Annotated in this window: 17 protein-coding genes and 1 pseudogene; 6 read left to right on the top strand and 12 right to left on the bottom strand. The window is 58.9% G+C overall.

Features of this window, described 5'->3' with window-relative positions:
- Positions 1-19: 19 nt before the first annotated feature.
- The 3 genes from hslV to argS form a co-directional block, all read right to left on the bottom strand.
- The gene (gene hslV / locus G5315_RS11850; RefSeq protein WP_005342555.1) at positions 20-553 is read right to left on the bottom strand and encodes an ATP-dependent protease subunit HslV; all 534 of its coding nucleotides are present in this window, start codon (positions 551-553) and stop codon (positions 20-22) included.
- Between the two features lie 187 nt (positions 554-740).
- Entirely contained in the window at positions 741-1,583 is an 843-nt protein-coding gene (locus G5315_RS11855; protein ID WP_421333096.1) for an SPOR domain-containing protein, read from the bottom strand.
- Between the two features lie 3 nt (positions 1,584-1,586).
- A complete protein-coding gene (gene argS / locus G5315_RS11860) occupies positions 1,587-3,332 on the bottom strand; it encodes an arginine--tRNA ligase (protein WP_005355547.1) in 1,746 nt (581 codons plus the stop codon).
- 310 nt (positions 3,333-3,642) lie between these two features.
- Here argS and G5315_RS11865 point away from each other — a divergent pair, with 310 nt between their 5' ends.
- The 3 genes from G5315_RS11865 (at position 3,643) to G5315_RS11875 (ending at position 5,608) form a co-directional block, all read left to right on the top strand.
- Positions 3,643-4,209 (top strand): LON peptidase substrate-binding domain-containing protein, encoded by a 567-nt coding sequence (locus G5315_RS11865; RefSeq protein ID WP_139433473.1) that lies wholly within the window; start codon positions 3,643-3,645, stop codon positions 4,207-4,209.
- Between the two features lie 141 nt (positions 4,210-4,350).
- On the top strand, positions 4,351-4,920 hold the full coding sequence (locus G5315_RS11870; RefSeq protein ID WP_005355542.1) for a sigma-70 family RNA polymerase sigma factor: 570 nt from the start codon (positions 4,351-4,353) through the stop codon (positions 4,918-4,920).
- Positions 4,913-5,608 (top strand): ChrR family anti-sigma-E factor, encoded by a 696-nt coding sequence (locus tag G5315_RS11875; protein WP_421231159.1) that lies wholly within the window; start codon positions 4,913-4,915, stop codon positions 5,606-5,608. The genes G5315_RS11870 and G5315_RS11875 overlap by 8 nt, the downstream gene beginning before the upstream one ends.
- 66 nt (positions 5,609-5,674) lie before the next feature.
- Here the strand turns inward: G5315_RS11875 and bacA are convergent, their stop codons facing one another.
- From bacA to G5315_RS11900, 5 genes and pseudogenes are all read right to left on the bottom strand, one after another.
- Positions 5,675-6,490 carry an undecaprenyl-diphosphate phosphatase gene (gene bacA / locus G5315_RS11880; RefSeq protein ID WP_069527669.1) on the bottom strand — a complete coding sequence of 272 codons (816 nt, stop codon included), beginning with the start codon at positions 6,488-6,490 and terminating at the stop codon, positions 5,675-5,677.
- Between the two features lie 114 nt (positions 6,491-6,604).
- A pseudogene (locus G5315_RS11885) lies at positions 6,605-6,736 on the bottom strand (galactose-1-epimerase); the annotation flags it as partial.
- Positions 6,737-6,770: 34 nt separating this feature from the next.
- Complete coding sequence (locus G5315_RS11890; protein ID WP_421221976.1) at positions 6,771-7,094, bottom strand: SemiSWEET transporter; 324 nt, start codon at positions 7,092-7,094, stop codon at positions 6,771-6,773.
- Positions 7,095-7,356: 262 nt separating this feature from the next.
- Positions 7,357-8,703 carry an MFS transporter gene (locus tag G5315_RS11895; protein WP_227341614.1) on the bottom strand — a complete coding sequence of 449 codons (1,347 nt, stop codon included), beginning with the start codon at positions 8,701-8,703 and terminating at the stop codon, positions 7,357-7,359.
- Positions 8,704-8,768: 65 nt separating this feature from the next.
- Positions 8,769-9,863 carry a 1,4-beta-xylanase gene (locus G5315_RS11900; protein WP_421206265.1) on the bottom strand — a complete coding sequence of 365 codons (1,095 nt, stop codon included), beginning with the start codon at positions 9,861-9,863 and terminating at the stop codon, positions 8,769-8,771.
- Positions 9,864-10,154: 291 nt separating this feature from the next.
- Here G5315_RS11900 and G5315_RS11905 point away from each other — a divergent pair, with 291 nt between their 5' ends.
- Positions 10,155-11,195, top strand: a complete 1,041-nt coding sequence (locus G5315_RS11905; RefSeq protein WP_139408882.1) for a LacI family DNA-binding transcriptional regulator — start codon at positions 10,155-10,157, stop codon at positions 11,193-11,195.
- Between the two features lie 305 nt (positions 11,196-11,500).
- Here the strand turns inward: G5315_RS11905 and G5315_RS11910 are convergent, their stop codons facing one another.
- The 4 genes from G5315_RS11910 to galE are packed head-to-tail and all read right to left on the bottom strand — an operon-like array spanning position 11,501 to position 15,749.
- Positions 11,501-12,472 (bottom strand): aldose epimerase family protein, encoded by a 972-nt coding sequence (locus G5315_RS11910; protein ID WP_421333097.1) that lies wholly within the window; start codon positions 12,470-12,472, stop codon positions 11,501-11,503.
- Entirely contained in the window at positions 12,469-13,620 is a 1,152-nt protein-coding gene (gene galK, locus G5315_RS11915) for a galactokinase (protein ID WP_421333098.1), read from the bottom strand. The genes G5315_RS11910 and galK overlap by 4 nt, the downstream gene beginning before the upstream one ends.
- The gene (locus G5315_RS11920) at positions 13,617-14,675 is read right to left on the bottom strand and encodes a UDP-glucose--hexose-1-phosphate uridylyltransferase (RefSeq protein WP_323913406.1); all 1,059 of its coding nucleotides are present in this window, start codon (positions 14,673-14,675) and stop codon (positions 13,617-13,619) included. Before G5315_RS11920 ends, galK begins: the two co-directional genes overlap by 4 nt.
- A gap of 60 nt (positions 14,676-14,735) precedes the next feature.
- Positions 14,736-15,749, bottom strand: a complete 1,014-nt coding sequence (gene galE, locus G5315_RS11925) for a UDP-glucose 4-epimerase GalE (protein WP_421333099.1) — start codon at positions 15,747-15,749, stop codon at positions 14,736-14,738.
- Positions 15,750-15,951: 202 nt separating this feature from the next.
- Here galE and G5315_RS11930 point away from each other — a divergent pair, with 202 nt between their 5' ends.
- Both G5315_RS11930 and G5315_RS11935 read left to right on the top strand, forming a co-directional pair.
- Complete coding sequence (locus tag G5315_RS11930) at positions 15,952-16,959, top strand: substrate-binding domain-containing protein (protein ID WP_421266517.1); 1,008 nt, start codon at positions 15,952-15,954, stop codon at positions 16,957-16,959.
- Positions 16,960-17,148: 189 nt separating this feature from the next.
- Entirely contained in the window at positions 17,149-20,208 is a 3,060-nt protein-coding gene (locus G5315_RS11935) for a beta-galactosidase (RefSeq protein ID WP_421333100.1), read from the top strand.
- Positions 20,209-20,413 lie beyond the last annotated feature (205 nt).

Raw genomic sequence — 20,413 nt, forward strand, 5'->3', positions numbered from 1 at the left:
TTGGGTTTGGCTGGCGGCCTTATTTGGCTGCGTAGTCCAGCACTTCGATGGTGTGGTTGCCGTTGGTGAAGACGCAGATGTCGCCCGCAATCTTGAGGGACTTCTCGACAATGGTCCTGGCATCCAGCTCGGTGTTTTCCAGCAGCGCGATGGCGGCGGACTGGGCGAAGTTGCCGCCGCTGCCGATGGCGATGAGATCGTGCTCCGGCTGCACCACGTCACCGTTGCCGGTGATGATGAAGGATTTGTGTTCGTCGGCCACGGCCAGCAGCGCTTCGAGACGGCGCAGGGCGCGATCGGTGCGCCAATCTTTGGCCAGCGCCACGGCGGCGCGCTCCAGATTACCCTGATGGGCCTGCAGTTTTGCTTCGAAACGTTCGAGCAGGGTGAAGGCGTCGGCGGTACCGCCAGCGAAACCGGCCAGCACCTTGCCGTTATAGAGGCGATGAACCTTGCGGGCGTTGCCCTTCATGACGGTGTTGCCAAGAGAGACCTGGCCATCGCCACCGATGACGACCTGACCGTTGCGGCGAACTGAAACTATGGTAGTCACTTTACTTACCTCGCTTGAGCCGAATGACGGCCTGACTGTGCATGGCAAGAAAGATGGGGATGGCAAACGGGTTTTTCAACCCTGCCTTTGGTCGGGATAAACGGGGTAGCAAACAGCGTGGGTGCGAGTGATACCAAAAGAGCAGGGCCGGGTGTTGCCACCCGGCCCTGCGTCATCGGTAAGCGGATTACCCTTTCTTGGGAATGCAGCCGCTGATGCCGGAGCTCTGCAGCTTGCTGTTGGCCGCATCGGCGGCCGCCTTGCCGTTGAAGGGGCCCACCATCACCTTGTAGACGGTGCCGTTGGCGCCATTGATCACCTGCAGGCTGGAAGAGAGGCCGGCGGTGAAGGCGATACGCGCCTTGAGCGACTCTGCAGAATCCTGCGAGCGCAGGGCGGCGCACTGCATCATATAGCGACTGCTGTCGGCGGCTGCGGTCTGGGCTGGTGGGGTAGCCGCTTTGGCCTTGGCTGCTTCGGCCCGCTCCCGCTCCAGCTCGGCACGGATCTCCCGCTCCATCCGTTCTCGTTCGGCCTGGCGATCGATCACCTGTTCCCGAGCGCTGGCAACGGGCGCACTGTTGTCAGGCGTTGTCGCCGGATTGGTCTGATAGGGTTTGGACTGGCCGATGGGCGTCCCCGGTTGGGGAATGTCGGTCGGTACCGGTTGCGGCAGCTTTTCCGGCTGCAGGGTCAGAGTATCGGCGGGGGGCGGTGGCAGTACGCCCGGCTGGGGCGGTGGCTCGATAACATCAACCTGCTTGTTCTCAAGCCGTTCGATGTAGCTCCACTTCTCCTGTGGCAACCCGTTGTTCTGTGGTTTTGGCTTGTTGGCCTTTACCTGCTCTTCGATGGTGGGGGCGTCGCTGCCCTTGCCATTGATCATGTAAAGGAAGCCACCAAAGCCTGCCAGCAGTGCCACGACCAGCAGCACTGGAATAACAGGAAAGCGGCGAGGGGCCGCTTTCTTGGTATTGCGGCCACCCGCCCGACGTCGCGGGCGGCTGCCGACATAATCCCGGGTTGCCATCTATTACATGCGCTCCAGGGTATGGATGCCCAGTACGCCGAGGCCCAGTTTCAGTACCTTGGCGGTGGCGGCGCACAGCAGCAGACGGCTCTGACGGGTTGCCTCGTCCACGCCATCCTTGTTGATCGGGCAGGCTTCATAGAAGGTCATGAAGTTGCCTGACAACTCGTACAGGTAGGTACAGAGCAGGTGTGGCATGCCTTTGTCGGCCACGCCGTTGACCGCGTCGGAGAACTGGATCAGCTTCTGGGCCAGCACCTCTTCGGCCTCTTCGTTCAGGGTCACGTTGCCGGTCAGCGTCTCGGCATCGATGTTGGCCTTGCGGAAGATGGACTGGATACGGGTGTAGGCGTACTGCAGGTAAGGGGCAGTGTTGCCTTCAAACGACAGCATCAGATCCCAGTCGAAGATGTAGTCGGTAGTACGGTTCTTGGAGAGATCCGCATACTTGACCGCGCCCATGGCGATGGCGTTGACCACATTGGCCTTCTCTTCGGCAGAGAGGTCGCTGTTGCGGCTCTCCAGCAGCGCAGCGGCGCGCTCTTCGGCTTCGTTCAGCAGGTCAACCAGCTTGACGGTGCCACCGGAACGGGTCTTGTAGGGACGACCATCCTTGCCCAGCATCATGCCGAAGGCGTGGTGCTCAAGCGGCACGGATTCCGGCACATAGCCCGCCTTGCGGGTGATGGTCCAGGCCTGCATCAGGTGCTGGTGCTGACGGGAGTCGATGAAGTACATGACACGGTCGGCGCCCAGGGTTTCATAACGGTATTTGGCACAGGCGATGTCGGTGGTGGTGTAGAGGAAACCGCCATCGCTCTTCTGGATGATGACGCCCATGGCCTCGCCATCCTTGTTCTTGAACTCGTCCAGGAAGACAACGGTGGCGCCTTCGCTCTCGACCGCCAGCCCCTTGGCTTTCAGGTCGGCCACGATCTCCGGCAGCATGTCGTTGTACATGGACTCGCCCATGATGTCCTTGTTGGTCAGGGAGACATTCAGGCGGTCGTAGTTGATCTGGTTCTGTTCCATGGTCATGTCGACCAGCTTCTTCCACATGGTACGGCAGTACTCGTCGCCGCCCTGCAGCTTGACCACGTAGTTACGGGCGCGCTCGGCAAAGGCTTCGTCTTCGTCGTAGCAACGCTTGGCCTGGGTGTAGAAGGCTTCCAGATCCTTGAGTGCCATGTCGCTGGCGTGTTCGTTGGACATCTTCTCCAGATAGGCGATCAGCATGCCGAACTGGGTGCCCCAGTCGCCGATGTGGTTGGCACGGATCACTTTGTGGCCGAGGAATTCCAGCGCGCGCGCAGCTACGTCACCGAGTACGGTGGAGCGGATGTGGTGCACCGCCATCTCTTTGGCCACGTTGGGGGCGGAGTAGTCCACCACCACGGTTTGTGGCGCGGGCAACCGTACGTTGGCGTTGGCAGAGGTCACCATGGCCTCGACCTGACCGGCCAGCCAGCGCTGGTCGAAGAAGAAGTTGATGAAGCCGGGACCGGCGATCTCGACCTTGGCGATCAGGTCGGAGGCAGGCAGGTGCTCGATGATGGCCGCTGCCAGCTCACGGGGATTCTTGCGGGCCGGTTTGGCCAGCAGCATGGCCAGGTTGGTAGCCAGGTCGCCGTGAGCTTTTTCCTTGCATCGGTCTACTTGCACGCGGGCTTCCAGGTCCGCCGGCAGGACGCCTGCTGACTTGAGATTGGCTACCGTTTGTTCAAGTAGATGATGAATATGCTCTTTCATAACTGACCACCAAGGTTGCGCGTCGAAAAATGACTGATATATAAGGGCGTGAATTTTACCCGCATCGGCCCGAGAAAACTATAGGGATGACCCGCCGCTCGCTGTCGGGCGGATATTTCACTGCGTTTGGCACCATATTCCAGAATATTGGGCGGAAATTACGGTGCTTATCCATTTCTACTGCATATCGAAGCGGCTTGTCCAGGCTATTTTCCCCTGATTGTTAAGGGTTTTTCCTTTCCGATGACGGGAATGATCTCCTCCCTCTGGCCCGGCGTATCAACAGGGGTTCCCAACCGAGGAGTTTGCGATGCGACTGGCGCTGTTTCCCCTATCTGCCCACCTGCTGCCCGGCGGCGTCATGCCGCTGCGGATCTTCGAACCGAGATACCAGCGGATGATTGCCGAGGCGGGGGAGCCCGGCTTTGCCCTCTGCATGGTGGACCCTCGCCAGCCCGACGCCCTGCGCAACATGCTGCCCATCGCCACCCGGGTCACCATCATCGATTTCGACCGGCTGCCGGACGGCATGCTGGGGATCACGGTGCTGGGGATGGAGCGGGTGCAGATAGAGGATTTGTGGCAGGAGCCCGATGGCCTGCGTATCGGCGAGGTGACGCCGCTGACGGCCTGGCCGCCCCGCCGGCTCCATCCCGATCAGCAACCGCTGGCCGAGGCATTGCGGGAGGTGTTTGCCGACTATCCCGACTATGCCGCCCTCTATCCCGCCCCCTGCTGGGACGATGGCAACTGGGTGGCCCAGCGCTGGCTGGAGGTGCTGCCGATACCCCCTGAACAGAAACAACTGCTGCTGGCCGCCGCCGACAATCAGCCCGCCATCGCTCTGCTCAAGGGGGTACTGGTGGCCAGCCACTGATTTTTTCCTGACCCGCTGATCCGCCACTGCCGCAGCGCCGTACAAGTCATCACCACAGCATGTTCGACAGCACACCAAAGGGATGGCGCAATGGCATATACTGGCCAACCACACTCGACCATACGCAGGACCTCGCCCGTGATGGATAACCCGGATGGCGACCTCAAATCTCTGCTGATCAGGGTGGCAGAGCAGGCCGACAAGGCTGCTTTTGCCCGCCTGTTCCAACACTTTGCGCCGCGTATTCGCAGCTACGGCCTGCGCCACCTCGGCAGCGAAGCCAACGCCATGGAGCTGGTGCAGGAGACCATGCTGCTGGTGTGGCAGAAGGCGCGTCTCTACCACCCCGAGAAGGGGGCGCCGACCACCTGGATCTATACCGTGATGCGCAACCAGTGCTTCGACATGCTGCGCCGTCGTCGCGCCAGCAAGGAGGATCTCTGTGCCGAGGAGCTGTGGCCGGTGCTGGAGTTTCAGGCCGAAGAGGAGCACCTGAGCGGGGGGGAAGATGCGGTGCTGACCCGTCAGATGGCCCATTATTTGGGCACCCTGCCGGAGCCGCAACAGCAGGTGGTGCGTGGCATCTATCTGCAGGAGTTCTCCCAGCAGGAGTTGGCGGAGCGACTCGGCGTGCCACTCGGCACCATCAAGTCCCGCCTCCGGCTGGCGTTACAGAAACTGAAAGAGCAAGTGGAGCAAGGCCATGATTAAAGCCCATCCGACCGACCCTATGCTGCGTGCCTTCGCCGCCGACGAGCTGCCTCTGCCGCTGGCGGTGGGGCTCTCCGCCCACTGTGAACTCTGCCCCGATTGTGCTGCCCGACTAAAGACATTCGAAGAGGAGCTGGCGCAGCAATATCTTGCCTCGCCAGTAGAGCCCAAGCTGGACTCCCGCGATGAAGTGGGACTGGACGCCGGATTCGACGCCATGCTGGCGGATATTCTGGCCCAGCCGCTGGCAGAGCCCCTCTCCGAGCCAACACATGACCAGCCCCGAGCCCAGCCCGGAGAGCTGGAGGTAGCCGGTCACGCCTACCGTTTGCCACGGGTGCTGGCCCGCTATCGTTCGCCCAAGTGGCGCCATATCGGGGCCATTCGTCAGCAGAGTCTGCCGCTGGACGAGATGGGTGCCCGCGCCAGCCTGCTCCATATCGAAGCGGGCGGTCGCATCCCCGAGCACACCCATCAGGGCTATGAGCTGACCCTGCTGCTGGCTGGCAATATTCAGGATGGCGATACCCTTTACAAGGTGGGAGATTTCATCTGGCGCGATGCCAGCCACTCCCATAGCCCGCATACGCCAGATGGCTGCCTCTGCTACACGGTGCAGGATGCGCCGGTGCAGTTCACCAAGGGGCTGTCGCGGCTGCTGAATGGCATCAGCCAGCACCTCTACTGAGCACCATGACGCCATAGAAAAAGGGACCAGATTGGTCCCTTTTTTCATTTGATTGCTGGTTGCCGGTCAGGCGACAAACACCAGATAGACGGCGAATGCCACGATAAAGCGGTAGATAGCGAACGGGATAAAGTCGATGCGGCGGATCAATGTCAGGAAGGTCTTGATCGCAAACATCGCTACCACGAAAGCGGTGATAAAGCCCACGGCAAACATCGGGAAGTCGGCCATCGAGAGAAAATCGCGGCTCTTGTAGAGATCAAGCCCGCTGGCCGCCACCATCATGGGCACCGCCATGATGAAGGAGAACTCGGCGGCGGCGTGACGGCTGATCCCCATCAGCATGCCACCACTGATGGTGGCGCCGGAGCGGGAGAAGCCGGGCCACAGGGCCAGACACTGGAACAGACCGATGCCGAACGCCTGCTTGTAGCTGATGTCATCAAGGGTTTCAGCTGTGACGGCCGGGCGGAACTTCTCGGCGATGATGAGCAGGATGCCCCCCGCGACCAGCGCGTACATCACGGTCTGTGGACCAAACAGGTTGGCCTTGATCCAGCTGTGGATGGCCAGACCGACCACGATGGCGGGCAGCATGCCGAGGATGACGTGGATCAGCGACAGGGTGGCGTGATCCCGGGACGGCTTCTGGCCGAAGTGGATGCCAATCAGGCCAAACAGGCGGCGCCAGAAGACGGCGACCACGGCGAGGATGGAGCCAAGCTGGATCACCACTTCGAAAGTGGCAGCCTTGGGCCCTTCAAAGCCCAGCAGATGGCCGACGATAATCATGTGGCCGGTGGAGGAGACGGGGAGGAACTCGGTCAGCCCCTCGACGACGCCCAGAATAAAGGCGACCAGCAGGCTATAGGTGTCAGTCATCGAACAAACAATCCTTAACTTCGTTGATGTAAAACGCCCCGGGAGGGTCTCGGGGCGGCTTATCTTGCTCGATAGTGACTGCTGAGGCTATGTAAAAATCATGAAACCTTTAAGTCAGTCGCGGATAAAACGGTAGCGGGTCTGGTGGTGATAACGCTCGCTAGGCAGCAGCCAGGGGTTGCCCAGCTCGGGCCGATTGGGGCTGTCCGGCAGCTGTTGCGCCTCAAGACAGAAGCCGTCGTGATCCCCGAGTGCCAGCCCCAGGTTGTATGAATGCTCATCAGTTCCTTTCGTTACGCAGCTTGAGCATCAGGACGGCGCAGGCCAGAGCGAGAGTGATGCTGTTTGCTATGGTGATGGGCATGTCGTTAGTGCGCAGGCCGTAGATCAACCATAGAAGTACGCCACAGCTGAAGGCCAGATACATATTGGTTGAGATGGCCCTGGTTTCTTGGGTCTTTATTATGTGTATAACTTGCAAGGCAAAAGATCCTGTGGTCAGAAAGGCTGCACAGAGACCGAGGTTGGCGGTGTCGAGCCAGAAAACCAGAACGCAGAGAGCGATTGGCACAATAACGATATTGTGCCAGAAATAAACCGACAAATTTGAACTCCTCAAAGACCAATGGAGGCAATGGATATTTATTATCGTGTAATATACTTCAGCAAAAGTTTACCCAGTGGCTTTCGATGATTCATGTAACTTATGTTGATTGCTTTTCCTATGCGCAATGCAACGAAAGAATAATTTATCAATCATTGTAGTTTTCATGTTCTTGAATGGAATTTGCCAGTCAAGTTGAATGGATAGAGGCGCTCAATTCGACTGGCGTATATTTTATGGTAAAGCATTCATTGTTTTTATGTTAAAGAGACGAAATGGAACGCCATTTATTTAGAGCATGACGTACTTTGGCGTGCTTATCTTCGGTGAAATTGTAGCGGGTCATGATCATCACCCGTAATATGCTACCCAATATCGGCACAAGTGATATACAGATAAATAGTCCGTCCATCGTAGCCTGAGTCTGTGCCGCATTCGGTTGATAGCCAAGCCAGATCAGCAGGGTACCGGAAATACCACCTGCGATGGCCCAAGCCAGTTTGCCGGTAAAGGTCTGCCCCGAGAATGCGATGGCAGCGCAACGGCGGCCAGACTTTAGTTCTGCATATTCGATGGTCTCACTCAACATGGCCGAGATAAGCGGATTGGTGATGACGTTGGCCGCATGGATCAAGGCGAGGAAGCCGAACACCATTATCAGATTGTCGTAGCCTGTCGTATAGAAACCGATGCGTAATGCAATCTCCAGCAGAGTGAGTAGCAGGAAGAGATCACGTTTCCTGAGCTTGCTGGTCAATATCGGCATCAGCATACAGGCCATAGAGGTTGCCACACCGATAGAGCCCATCACCGAGAGCAGCCCGGCATCACCCATGTTGTAGGTGAAGAAGAAAATGTAGAGCCCGGTGGCCAGATTAAAGAACACGTTACAGAAGAAGGCGCCAAGTACATACGCCAACGGTTTGTTGGAACGCAGGACGCGGAAAGAGTCCCTAATGGTGATCTTGTCATTCGGATTGGGCTTGATGCGCTCTTTCATCTGGCTTGCTCCGAGCACCATCAGCGGCAGGGCGATCAGCATCAGGCAGATGGCACCTTCCATGTAGCCCTTGGTGCTGCTGGTTGCAGCAAACAGTTCGGTGAGCTTCGGGAATATGATGGAAGCACTGCCAATGCCGATATTGACGCCCAACATGGCGACGGTTACGGCCTTGGCTCGCTCCTGTGGCTCTTGGCTCATGACCGATGACATGGTCCAGAAAGGTACATCAGACAAGGTGTATATCATCCCCCACGCGATATAGGTGACTGCTGCATAAGCTACCTTGGTGGTCATGGGTAAATCCATGCCAATGAAGCTGAGAGAGGTGATCCCGGCAATCAAGAAGGGAACGAAAAGCATATATGGCGTGAATTTGCCACGTTTGAAATTAAGAGTATCCATATAACCAGCGATAATAGGATCGTTGATGGCATCCCATACTCTGGCAATGAGGAAAATAGCCCCAGCTGCAGCGGGCGATATTCCAAGGATATCGGTGTAAAAATAGAGGATAAATGATCCCACCAGGCCGAAACTGAGGCATTGCCCGACGGCATAGCTGAAATATCCCACCAGCTCTCTATTGTGTATCTTTTGATCTGTCATCTGCCAACCTTTCCCAACATGAATGTGTTGTGAGGGGCGCCACTAGGGTGGCGTCCTCTTTTGCGTTATGAACGGGTCAATGTGCGGAGCAGTTCTATTTCACTGGCAGAGTAGGGGGTACCATCCTCCTCCAGCAGGTCGTGAAACCAGACCCTGCGGAAATCGGGGTCGATATTGCGAACGAAAGGCCATGGCAGGTGAGTTTGCGTCTTCCCTTTTACCAGACCCCATTGATAGGCACCTATTTTTAACTCTTTGAAGAGTGGCAGTTGTTGTTCCATCACGCTGCCGACATGCCTGGCCAGCCACTCTGTGCAGAGGAGCGGACGGCGATATTTGCTGACCACATCCAGAGAGATTTTCAGCCCCTCCATACGCTGATAGGAGTGGAAAGTGATGACATCCGATAGCTCCATAGCGCGCAGGTCGGTCGGATGAGTAAAGGTGTTTTCCGGAGTAAATTCCGAATCCCCCTGACCGATGCTGTAGGGTGCATGCCACGCGCCGACGGTGAGTGGCTGGGAGGGGTTCTCTTCTCGGGCCCAGACAAAAGCCAACTCCATCAGATAGTGGGCATATGTCTCCAGCGACTCATCGAAACGCACCTCGACATCGCCTTCCGAAAAGATGCCCCTGTTGGTCGGCTCATTGTACAGATCCCAGATAAAGATCCGCTCATCCTGTGCAAATGTACGTATCAGGTCGCGAATATAGTGTTCCACTTCGCGCCATTGGGTCGGGTCAATGACGACATTCCGACCGGGACTGGCCGCCGCCTGGCTATTGTGTACATCTTCCCGAGGTGGTTGCTGGCGGCCCAGATAGGGGTGATCGCCGGAGAAGCCACAGTCATCCATCAAGGTCATCATCACGCGGATATTGTGCTTGCTACACAGGCCAAGGAACTGCTCAATGCGCGCGAGCAGGCCATCCCGATCATGCTGCCAGACGATAAAGGGCAGATTGGTTCGCAGGGTGTTGTAGCCCAGTTTGTTGGCCCAACCCAGTTCCTGGTCAATGATGACTGGGTCGAAGGTTTCTCCCTGCCACATTTCGGTCCAGTTGACCGCTGTGCGGGGGAGATAGTTGAAGCCCAATAGCCAAGGTTGTTTGTTCCACCATTGCCAAGCTCGTTCTGTTGACCACTGTTGTATCGCCATCGGATATCCTTGCAACTAATTATTTAAACTTATAGCAATTAATATTAGCTAATATATTTAGTTGCAAATCATGAAGGACAGAATTCAGGGATTAGTCACAAAATGAACAAATTTAGGGGGTTAACAGGCATGACTGGCGAGCCATCTGTACTCGGGACGATAACCGAAACCCCTCTATCGTCCTTGCGGGCTGTTGTGCTGCTTGCTCATGTCCGTAATCATGAGTCATGATAAAAGATAAATAATTAATATTATTATCTGGGCGGTACTGCTCAAACTATGGCCATATCAATGAATAGTAAACGCATCACCATGAGCGCCATCGCTGCAGCTGCAGGTGTTTCCCAATCAACGGTTTCACTGGTGCTCAATGGTTCAACCACCATCAAACTGGCGGAGGAAACGCGGCGTAGAGTGCTTGAAAAAGCGGCCGAACTGGGTTACCAGCATAAGCGAGCTGAACATCTACCCAAGGGACCATCTGCTAGAAAAATAGCTTTTGTTTTCAATGGCCTGACTCCATATGACCCTTTTCTGGATGCGATCAATGCTTGCAATGAACGCGCTTGGGAGGCAGATCGCATGCTGGTTACATTCGATTATCGCAACAGCGCGGAGCTCACCAAGTTGATCGAGCAGGAGATCAATCAGGGGGATTATCTGGGGATGATTTTTGCCTCTTCCATGACACGACAACTTGCCGAGATGGAGCTCTCCCCACAGGTGCCTACCGTTTTGCTCAACTGCTACCTGGAGGGCAGTGGCTCGTCCGAGAGTTATTCCATCCTGCCTGCCGATAAGCTGGCGGGTTACAAGGTGACGGCGCACCTGTTGGAGCAAGGCTGCAAACGAGTGGCTCTTATTCAGGGGGAGCCATGGATGGAGGCAAATAGTCTGCGGCTGGAGGGGTATCGTCAGGCGTTGATCAACCACGATTTGATACCGGATCCACAATGGGTGCGTGTGGGCAACTGGTCGCTACATGAGGCTTATGAACAGACTCGGCAACTGCTGGCGCTGCCTCAGCCGCCTGATGGTATCTTCTGTTGCAGTGATTACATGGCTCAGGGTTGTTACCAGGCGATAGCCGAGGCGGGATTGCGCATCCCGGAAGACATTCTGGTGGCGGGCCATGATAACCAGATGCTGGCCTGCGAAATGGAGCCCCCTTTGAGTTCTATCGAACTACCTTACGACGAGATGGGTAAACTGGCGGTGGATACCTTGTTGCAACTGGCCCAAGGAGAGAAGCCCATCGCTTTACTGATGAAGCTGGAAGGGGAGTTGCTGATCCGTGCCTCGACCAGGGGTCAGCCAGTTAACAAAATTTGATCCTCTCTCGATGACCTGCTGCGTAGTGGTTCCTTGTGCCACAGGGCGTGCCGATATGCTCCCGTCATGCCTGCCAAGTTGTGTGGTTGGCGGTAAGAATGTAAAGCACATAATGGGTACTCAATGACTTTACCCGACACGAGCAGGTCAACGCCACTCTGAAAGCCATACACCCATCAGCACTGCACGCGGTGGCTGATATCGTAATGATGCCAAGCCGTAGCATGCTTCTTTCTTGGTTGTGTTGAATAAGCCGGGCGGGAGAGATGCGACAAAGGGGCGCCTTGACGCGCCCCTTCAATGGGTCAAGCCATAACCGGAATGAGCCGATAACGGGTTATGTGCTGATAGCGTTCTCCTGGCTCCAACCATGGGTTACCTAATTCTGGACGGTTCGGACTGTCTGGCACTTGCTGTGCTTCCAGGCAGAGCCCCTGATAGTTGCCCCAATGTCCCCCCCCGCGTTTTGGGGTGCCAGCCAACCAGTTGCCGGTGTAGAGCTGGACTCCTGGCTGATTGGTATACATCTCCATACAGAGTCTGCCATCCCCTGCCATCAGGGTGGCTTGTGGTGAGGGCGAGGTGTCATCAAACAAGAAGCAGTGGTCGAATCCCAGACATTTTTCCTGCTGCGAGTGGATCATCCACTGCTCCCCGACCCGCCTGCCATGACGTAGATCGAATACTCCTTCGACCGGCGCAATACCAAGCGGCAGCGAGTGTTCATCGGTTGGCAGATAGCGGTCTGCATTAATGGTGACACGGTGATCACGCACATCACCGCCATCCAGGTTGAAATAGGCATGGCTGGTGAGGTTGACCGGGGTCGGAGCATCTGTGGTGGCGCTCAGTTCGATCACCAGATCGGTCTGCTCCAGCCGGTATTCTACGGTCACGTCCAGATTACCAGGGAAGCCCTGTTCGCCGTCGGCCAGCCGAGTTTGCAGACAGATGCGATCTTCCGCCAGCCCGTCCAGTTGCCACTCCCGGTTGTGCAGAGAGTCACTGCCCCCGTGCAGGCAGGTGGTGCCCTCGTTGGCGTCTAGTTGCCACTCTTGCCCTGCTCGCTCTAGGCGGGCGTTGCCGATACGATTGGCAAAACGTCCTACTATCGCCCCCAAATAAGAGCGTTGATTGGGGTAATCCAGCGGATCACAAGCCAGCAGCACATTGCGATAGATGCCATTGACCGGGATCTCGAGGGCGGTGAGCGTTGCCCCGAAATCGAGTACGCTCAACCGCAGGCCGGCTGCATTCTGCAGATGGAACTCTTTCATGCGATGCCCCCTGCACCTGCGCTGGCGCGGCAGACGTAGCAGTCGGCCTTGAGGCCCGAGATGGCCGGATACTCCGCCTCGACGGCGGCGATCACCTCGGCCACCTTCTCGGGGCGCAGCAGGGCGACCACACAGCCGCCGAAGCCGCCACCGGTCATACGCACGCCGCCATCGATGCCGATCCTGGCCTTGATGATCTCCACCAGACCGTCGATGGCGGGCACGGTGATCTCGAAGTCATCGCGCATGGCGGCGTGCGACTCGGCCATCAGCTCGCCGAGGCGGGTCAGATCGTGGTTCGCCAGCGCAGCGGCGGCCGCCAGGGTGCGGGCGTTTTCACCGACGATGTGGCGGGCACGGCGGTAGCAAGCATCACCCAGCCCGGCTTTGCCCGCTTCCAGTCCGGTCAGATCGAGGTCGCGCAGCGCCTTGACCCCGTAGTGACGGGCGGCCTCTTCACACTGCTGGCGACGAGTGTTGTATTCGCTGTCCACCAGACCGCGGCGCACATTGGAGTTGACGATCAGCACCGCCAGATCCGCCGGCATGGGGATGAGGCGGGTCTGGAGCGAACGGCAGTCGAGCAGCAGGGCATGATCGGTTTTGCCGCTGGCGGAGATCATCTGATCCATGATGCCGCAGTTGCAGCCGACGAACTTGTTCTCCGCCTGCTGGCCGTTGAGGGCGATCTCGGCCTGGCTGATGTGAAGCCCCAGCGCCTCTTTGAAGGCCTGTCCGATAGCCACTTCCAGTGAGGCGGAGGAGGAGAGACCCGCCCCCTGCGGCACGTTGCCGGAGACTACAAGATCGAGGCCGCGCAGGGCATAGCCACGCTCCTGCAGATACTTCACCACGCCGCGGATGTAGTCGCTCCAGCGCTGGCTGGGGTGGTGTTCAATGGGCTGGTCGAGGTCGAACTGGTCGCGCTGGTTGTCGTAGTCGGCGGCGATCACCTGCACTTGCCGGTCATCGCGCAGGCCGATGGCGACGCAGGTCTCGTAGTCGATGGCGCAGGGCAGCACGAAGCCGTCGTTGTAGTCGGTATGTTCACCGATGAGGTTGACGCGGCCAGGGGCGCGCACCAGCAGATCGGGCGCTTTGGCAAATTGCTCGGCAAAAACGGTGCTGACGCGTTGGCTGGGGGTCATAGGGCCTCCTCATTGGTGTGGCTGGTCTGGTTGTAGTGAACGGGGCTCAGAGCGCGCAGCCGCTCGGCGGCCTGCTCGGGGGTAAGGTCGCGCTGGGTTTCGGCCAGCATCTCGAAGCCGACCATGAATTTGCGCACGGTAGCGGAGCGCAGTAGTGGCGGATAGAAGTGGGCGTGCAGTTGCCACGCCTCGGGGCAATCCGATTTGGGCGGTGCAAAGTGCCAGCCCATGGAGTAGGGGAAGCTGCACTCGAACAGGTTGTCGTAACGGCTGGTGAGCTCCTTGAGCGCTACCGCCAGATCCTGTTGCTGGGCCTGGGTCAGGTTGAGCATGGAGGGGACGTGCGCCTTGGGCAGTAGCAGGGTTTCGAACGGCCAGGCGGCCCAGAAAGGAACCACGGCAAGCCAGTGCTCGGTCTCCACCACGATGCGCGAGCGATCCGCCAACTCCCGCTCCACATACTCCAGCAGCATGGGGCGGCCATGCTCGGCCAGCCAGTCACGCTGGTGCTGCTCTTCGCGGGCGATCTCGTTGGGCAGGAAGTCGCTGCCCCAGATCTGGCCGTGGGGGTGAGGGTTGGAGCAGCCCATGACGGCCCCTTTGTTTTCAAAGACCTGCACCCACCCCCACTGGGCCGACAGCTCGGCGACCTGATCCATCCAGGTGGTGATCACCCCCTCGATGGCGAGCAGCGGCAGCTCGGGCAGGGTCTTGCCGTGATCCGGCGAGAAGCAGATGACCCGGCTGGTGCCGCGGGCGGCTTCCAGTTTCAGCAGGGGATCGCTGGCGCTATCGGCGGCCGGAGTATCCTGCATCAGGGCGGCGAAGTCGTTGGTAAAGACGAAGGTGCCCTTGTAGTCGGGGTTGATGTCGCCAGTGACCCGGGTGTTGCCCGCGCAGAGGAAGCAGTCGGGATCATGGGCCTGTTTGGGGGCCTGACTCACCTTCTCCACCTGTCCCTGCCAGGGGCGTTTGGCCCGGTGGGGGGAGACCAGCACATACTGGCCGGTCAGCGGGTTGAAGCGGCGATGGGGATGATCGACGGGGTTGAACATCATCTCTCCTGAATAAGGTATTGAAAAATAAAGTCGTTTATTACCGGGGAGCAGGCAGGCCTACTCCTCGTAACCGTTCGGATTGGCGGATTGCCAGCGCCAGCTGTCGGCGCACATAGCGTCTATGTCCCGGGTCGCCTGCCAGCCCAGCTCACGCAGCGCCTTGGCCGGATCGGCCCAGCAGGCGGCGATGTCGCCCGGGCGGCGCGGTTCGATGCGAAATGGCAGCGGCTTGCCGCAGGCATTGGAGAAGGCGGCGACCAGCTGCAATACGCTCTGGCCCTGGCCTGTGCCCAGGTTGTAGGTGTGCACGCCACCCTTGCCTACGCAGTGTTGCAGCGCCTTGACGTGTCCTTCGGCAAGATCCATTACATGGATGTAGTCGCGCACGCCGGTGCCATCAACAGTTGGGTAATCGTTTCCAAAGACCGACAGGCAGTCGCGACGGCCGATGGCGACCTGAGTGATATAGGGCATCAAATTGTTGGGAATGCCTTGGGGATCTTCCCCCATGGTGCCCGACTCGTGGGCGCCGACCGGATTGAAGTAGCGCAGCAGGGTCATGCTCCAGTGGGGCTCCGCCAGCTGCAGATCTTCGACGATCTCCTCGATGATCAGCTTGGATCGTCCGTAGGGGTTGGTGGCGCTGCGGGGGAAATCTTCGCGGATTGGCAGGCTGGCCGGATCACCGTAGACGGTGGCCGAGGAGCTGAACACCAGATTGTGCACGCCAGCCCGCTTCATCGCCTGCAGCAGGGTGAGGGTGCCGCCGAGGTTGTTCTCGTAGTAATCCAGTGGAATGCGGGTCGATTCACCGACCGCCTTGAGGGCGGCAAAGTGGATCACCGCATCGATCTGCTGTTCGGCGAGGATCCGGTCCAGCAGGGCTGCATCGCGAATATCCCCTTGATAGAACAGGGGTTGCTGGCCGCTGATAGCCGCGACTCGGGCTAGCACGCTGCGTTTGCTGTTGCCGAGGTTGTCGACCACCACGGGATTCATGCCTGCCGCTTGCAAGGCCAGACAGGTGTGGCTGCCGATATATCCGCAACCGCCGGTGACCAGAACGTTCATCTTGCTCTCCACTGAAAAAGTGTCTGGAAGCAGTCTAGCCGAGGGTGTGGCGATCAAACTGTGAGCTTGCTTGCAAAACAATGTAAACGATTACACTGTTTTTGTGATCATCCTGATGGCAGATATGCGTTTCACCCCTGTTTTCAAAGGGTTTGCTGGGTATAATGGCGCTCTATTGCACAGTGAAAGAAGTGAAAACAGCATGAGCACCATCAAGGATGTCGCCCGTTTGGCCAATGTGTCAGTGGCAACGGTTTCACGGGTGATGAACAACTCCCCCAAGGCCAGCGCCGCGTCTCGCGAAGTGGTGCAGAAGGCCATGGCTGAACTGGGCTACACCCCCAACGCCAACGCGCGGGCACTGGTTAGCCAGACTTGCGACACCATGGGGGTGGTGGTCGGTGATGTAGCCGATCCCTTCTTCGGCGCACTGGTGAAGGGGGTCTCCGGCGTGGCCGTCGAGCAGAACCTTCACCTGCTGATGGGTAACGGTTTTCACAAGGTGCGTCAGGAGCGTGAAGCGATCGAGCTGCTGATCGGCAAACGCTGTGAGGCGCTGGTGGTGCACAGCAAGGCGCTGAGCGACGAAGAGCTCTGCGACTACGCCATGCGGGTGCCCGGTATGGTGCTGATCAACCGCGATATTCCGGCCCTCAAGGGACGCTGCATCGCTCTCAACAATCGGCTGGGTGCGGCTACGGCGACTCGCCACCTGATCGAACTGGGCCACCGCCATATCGCCTTTATCAGCTCGGATCACGCCATCGAGGATGCCACCTTGCGGCTGCAGGGTTATCAGGATGGGCTGATGGAAGCCGGTCTGGCAGCCGATCCCGAGCTTATCGAGAGTGGCACGCCGAATGAGGAGGGGGGCGAGCGCGCCATGCTCAACCTGCTGGCCAAGGGGCTCAAGGTGACTGCCGTGGTGGCTTATAACGATGCCATGGCGGCGGGCGCCATCTCTGTGCTGGCCGACAACGGCCTGCGAGTGCCGGAGGAGGTATCGGTAGTGGGCTTCGATGACATCATCTATGCCAGATATTTGCGCCCCAAGCTCTCCACCATGCGCTATCCCATCGAGCTGATGGCGGCCCAGGCGGCCAAGCTGGCCATTCAGCTGGCGGCGGGGGAGAGTGACGCGACCCAGAGCCGGATCTATACACCCACCCTGATAAATCGTCACTCGGTGGCACCGGTTCGGGCCGGATAGCTCCCTTTTGCGGCCCTGTTCGGGGCCGTTTCTTGCACGGTTATTGTTTTACCTATTTTTAATCATTTTTACTCCGCTTTACTTAACAAAACAAGTGTAATCGTTTACATCTGTGTGAGCGAGATCGCCGTTCCCTGCGTCATACTTCTCTAGACTGAATACGTGTTCCAATCAGCAGGGAGAGAGTGAATGCTCAGGGAGATAGTGGCGCGTCAGGATTGGCAGACTCAGGCCATTACGTCGGTAAACCGGCTGGCAGCCCATACCCCCATGTTCAGCTGGCGCAGCGAAGCGGATGCCAGGGGTGATCTGGCCTCTTCCTCCCGTCTCTTGCTCGATGGCGAGTGGCGCTTCTCCTTCTTTGCCGCCCCCGAGCGGGTGCCCGAGAGCTGGCTGGCGCAGGATCTGGCGGATGCCTGCCCCATTACAGTGCCGGGTAACTGGCAGCTGGATGCCGCCTATCCGGCTACGCGGCCGCTCACCGATGGCCCCATCTACACCAATATCAAGTACCCCTTTCCTTGCGATCCACCGCGAGTGCCAGCAGAGAATCCTACTGGCTGCTACTCCCGCGAGTTCGAACTGCCCGCCGACTGGCTGGCAAGCGGCCAGAGCCGGATCATCTTCGACGGGGTGAGCAGCGCCTTCCACCTCTTTTGCAACGGCCGCTGGGTCGGTTACTCCCAGGACAGCCGCCTGCCCGCCGAGTTCGATCTGACTCCTTATCTGCACACCGGTCGCAACCGGTTGGCGGTGCTGGTGCTGCGCTGGTCCGACGGCTCCTATCTGGAAGATCAGGATATGTGGTGGCTGTCGGGGATCTTCCGCTCCGTCAGCCTGCTGCACAAACCGTCCCGCCATCTGATGGATATGCGGGTGGCCCCCGAGCTGGACGCCTGCTATCGGGATGGTCGTCTCAAGATTGCACTGCAGGTGGCCAATGGGGCCGGTCTGTCGGTGGAGGCCAATCTTTATGACGGCAGCGAGCGGGTCGCGGCCCTGCACCAGCCGATCGGCACCCAAACCATTGATGAAAAAGGGGCGTATGACGATCGCGCCGAGTGCTGGCTCGACGTGGTTGCGCCGCGCAAGTGGAGCGCCGAGACGCCCCATCTCTATCGCCTGACCCTGACCCTGCTGGACGAACAGGGCCAGGTTATCGAGAGCGAGGCATGTGATGTGGGCTTTCGGGTGGTGGAGATCCGTGGCGGCCTGCTGCGGGTCAACTGTCAGCCGCTGCTTGTGCGCGGTGCCAACCGTCACGAGCATCACCCCGCCAAAGGCTATGCCATCGATCGCGCCACCATGGAGCGGGATCTGCTGCTGATGAAGCGCCACAACTTCAATGCGGTGCGCTGCTCCCACTATCCCAACCACCCCGACTTCTATCGCCTCTGCGATCGGCTCGGTCTCTATGTGGTGGACGAGGCGAATCTGGAGACCCACGGCATGACTCCGATGGGGCGGCTGGCGCGGGATCCCGCCTGGAGCAATGCCTTTCTGGAGCGGGCGACCCGCATGGTGGCGCGGGATTTCAACCACCCCTCCATCATCATCTGGTCGCTGGGCAACGAGTCGGGTTACGGCCCGGCCCACGATGCCATGTATGGCTGGATCAAGCGCAGCGATCCGAGCCGTCCGGTGCAGTACGAGGGGGGCGGGGCCGATACCCCGGCCACCGACATCATCTGCCCCATGTATGCCAGAACCCATCAGGATCAGCCCTTCCCGGCGGTGCCCAAGTGGGCGCTGGCCAAGTGGATCGGCCTGCCCGGCGAGCACCGGCCGCTGATCCTCTGCGAATATGCCCACGCCATGGGCAACAGTCTCGGGGGCTACGCCCACTACTGGCAGGCGTTTCGCGATCATCCACGTCTGCAAGGCGGGTTTGTCTGGGATTGGGTCGATCAGGGGCTCGACAAATACACCATCGATGGTCGCCACTACTGGGGCTATGGCGGCGACTTTGGTGATGTGCAAAATGATCGCCAGTTCTGCTGCAACGGCCTGCTGTTCCCGGATCGCACCCCCCATCCCGCCCTGTGCGAGGCTAAGCGCGCCCAACAGCCGTTCCGTTTTGCCCTGCTCGAGCACACCCCGCTGCGGGTGCGGATCGAGAGCGAATACCTGTTTCGGGAAACCGATAACGAGCGGCTTTGCTGGCAGTTGTGTGAGAACGGCCATGTGCAGCAGCAGGGGGAGGTTTCCCTTGAGCTGGCGCCACAGGGGGTGATCGAGTTGACTCTGAGCGAGGCGTTGCCCCCCTTTGCGGCAGGCTCACTGGCCTGGCTCGATCTTGCCATCGTTCAGCCGCAGGCTACCCCCTGGTCGCAGGCGGATCACAAGGTCGCCCGTCAGCAGTTCACCCTGCCGACCCCCCTTGCCTTGCCAGCGCCGGTCGCTGCCGCCACCCTGAGCGAGCAGCCGGATGGCTGGCGGATCACTGCCGCAAACAGCCAGTGGTGGCTCGACAAGCAGAGTGGCCGCATCACCAGTTGGCAAAAATCGGGGCAGGAGCAGTTGCTGGCGCCGATCATGGATCACTTCTACCGCGCGCCGCTCGACAACGACATCGGCACCAGCGAAGCGGATCACGTTGACCCCAACTCCTGGATTGCCCGCTGGCAGGGCTGTGGTCTGGGTCAGTGGCAACATCGCTGTTTGGGGATTGCGGTCGCTGGAGGGGATATCCGGGTCAGCCATGGCTACTTCCACCGCGATGAGCTGCTGCTGGTGAGTCACTGGCATCACCGCTTTACCGACGATGGCGCCATGAGCCTGGAGATAGAGACCGAGCTGGCGCAGGTGCTGCCGTCGCTGCCGCGGATCGGTCTGCTGCTCCATCTGGCCGAGGTGCCAGCGCGAGCAGAATGGCTGGGGCGTGGCCCTCACGAGAACTATCCGGATCGCCTGCTGGGCGCTGATCTTGGTCGCTGGAGTTTGCCGCTGGAGGCGATGCATACCCCTTACATCTTCCCGAGCGACAACGGCTTGCGCTGCGATACCCGCCAGTTGCAATTGGGCAGCACGACGGTGAGCGGCAGCTTCCATTTCAGTGCCAGCCGCTTCAGTCAGCAACAGCTGGCCGCCGCCCGTCACCAGAGCGATCTGGTGGCCGAAGCAGGGCTGTGGGTCTGCCTCGATGGCGCCCATATGGGGGTGGGCGGGGATGACTCCTGGAGTCAGAGCGTGCGTCCCGAGTATCAACTGCTCGAGCGTCGTTACCGTTGGGGCTGCACTCTCCGTTAAGCCAGCTATTGAGGGGACTGCCTGGCCAGTGCGCCATTTTGACAACAGACCAGTAACGACTAGCCTCAATGCTGTGGGAAAGATTGAGTCTCAAATCTGATTTAAATTTATATGTATTTGAAAAATAAAAACAAAGTTTCAATGTAACAGAGTGTAATCGTTTTCATTTTGTCGTCATGATCACAGAAGAAATGACAACAAACTG

It is taken from the genome of Aeromonas sp. 603607 (assembly GCF_049171595.1).
Taxonomy (GTDB): domain Bacteria; phylum Pseudomonadota; class Gammaproteobacteria; order Enterobacterales; family Aeromonadaceae; genus Aeromonas; species Aeromonas veronii.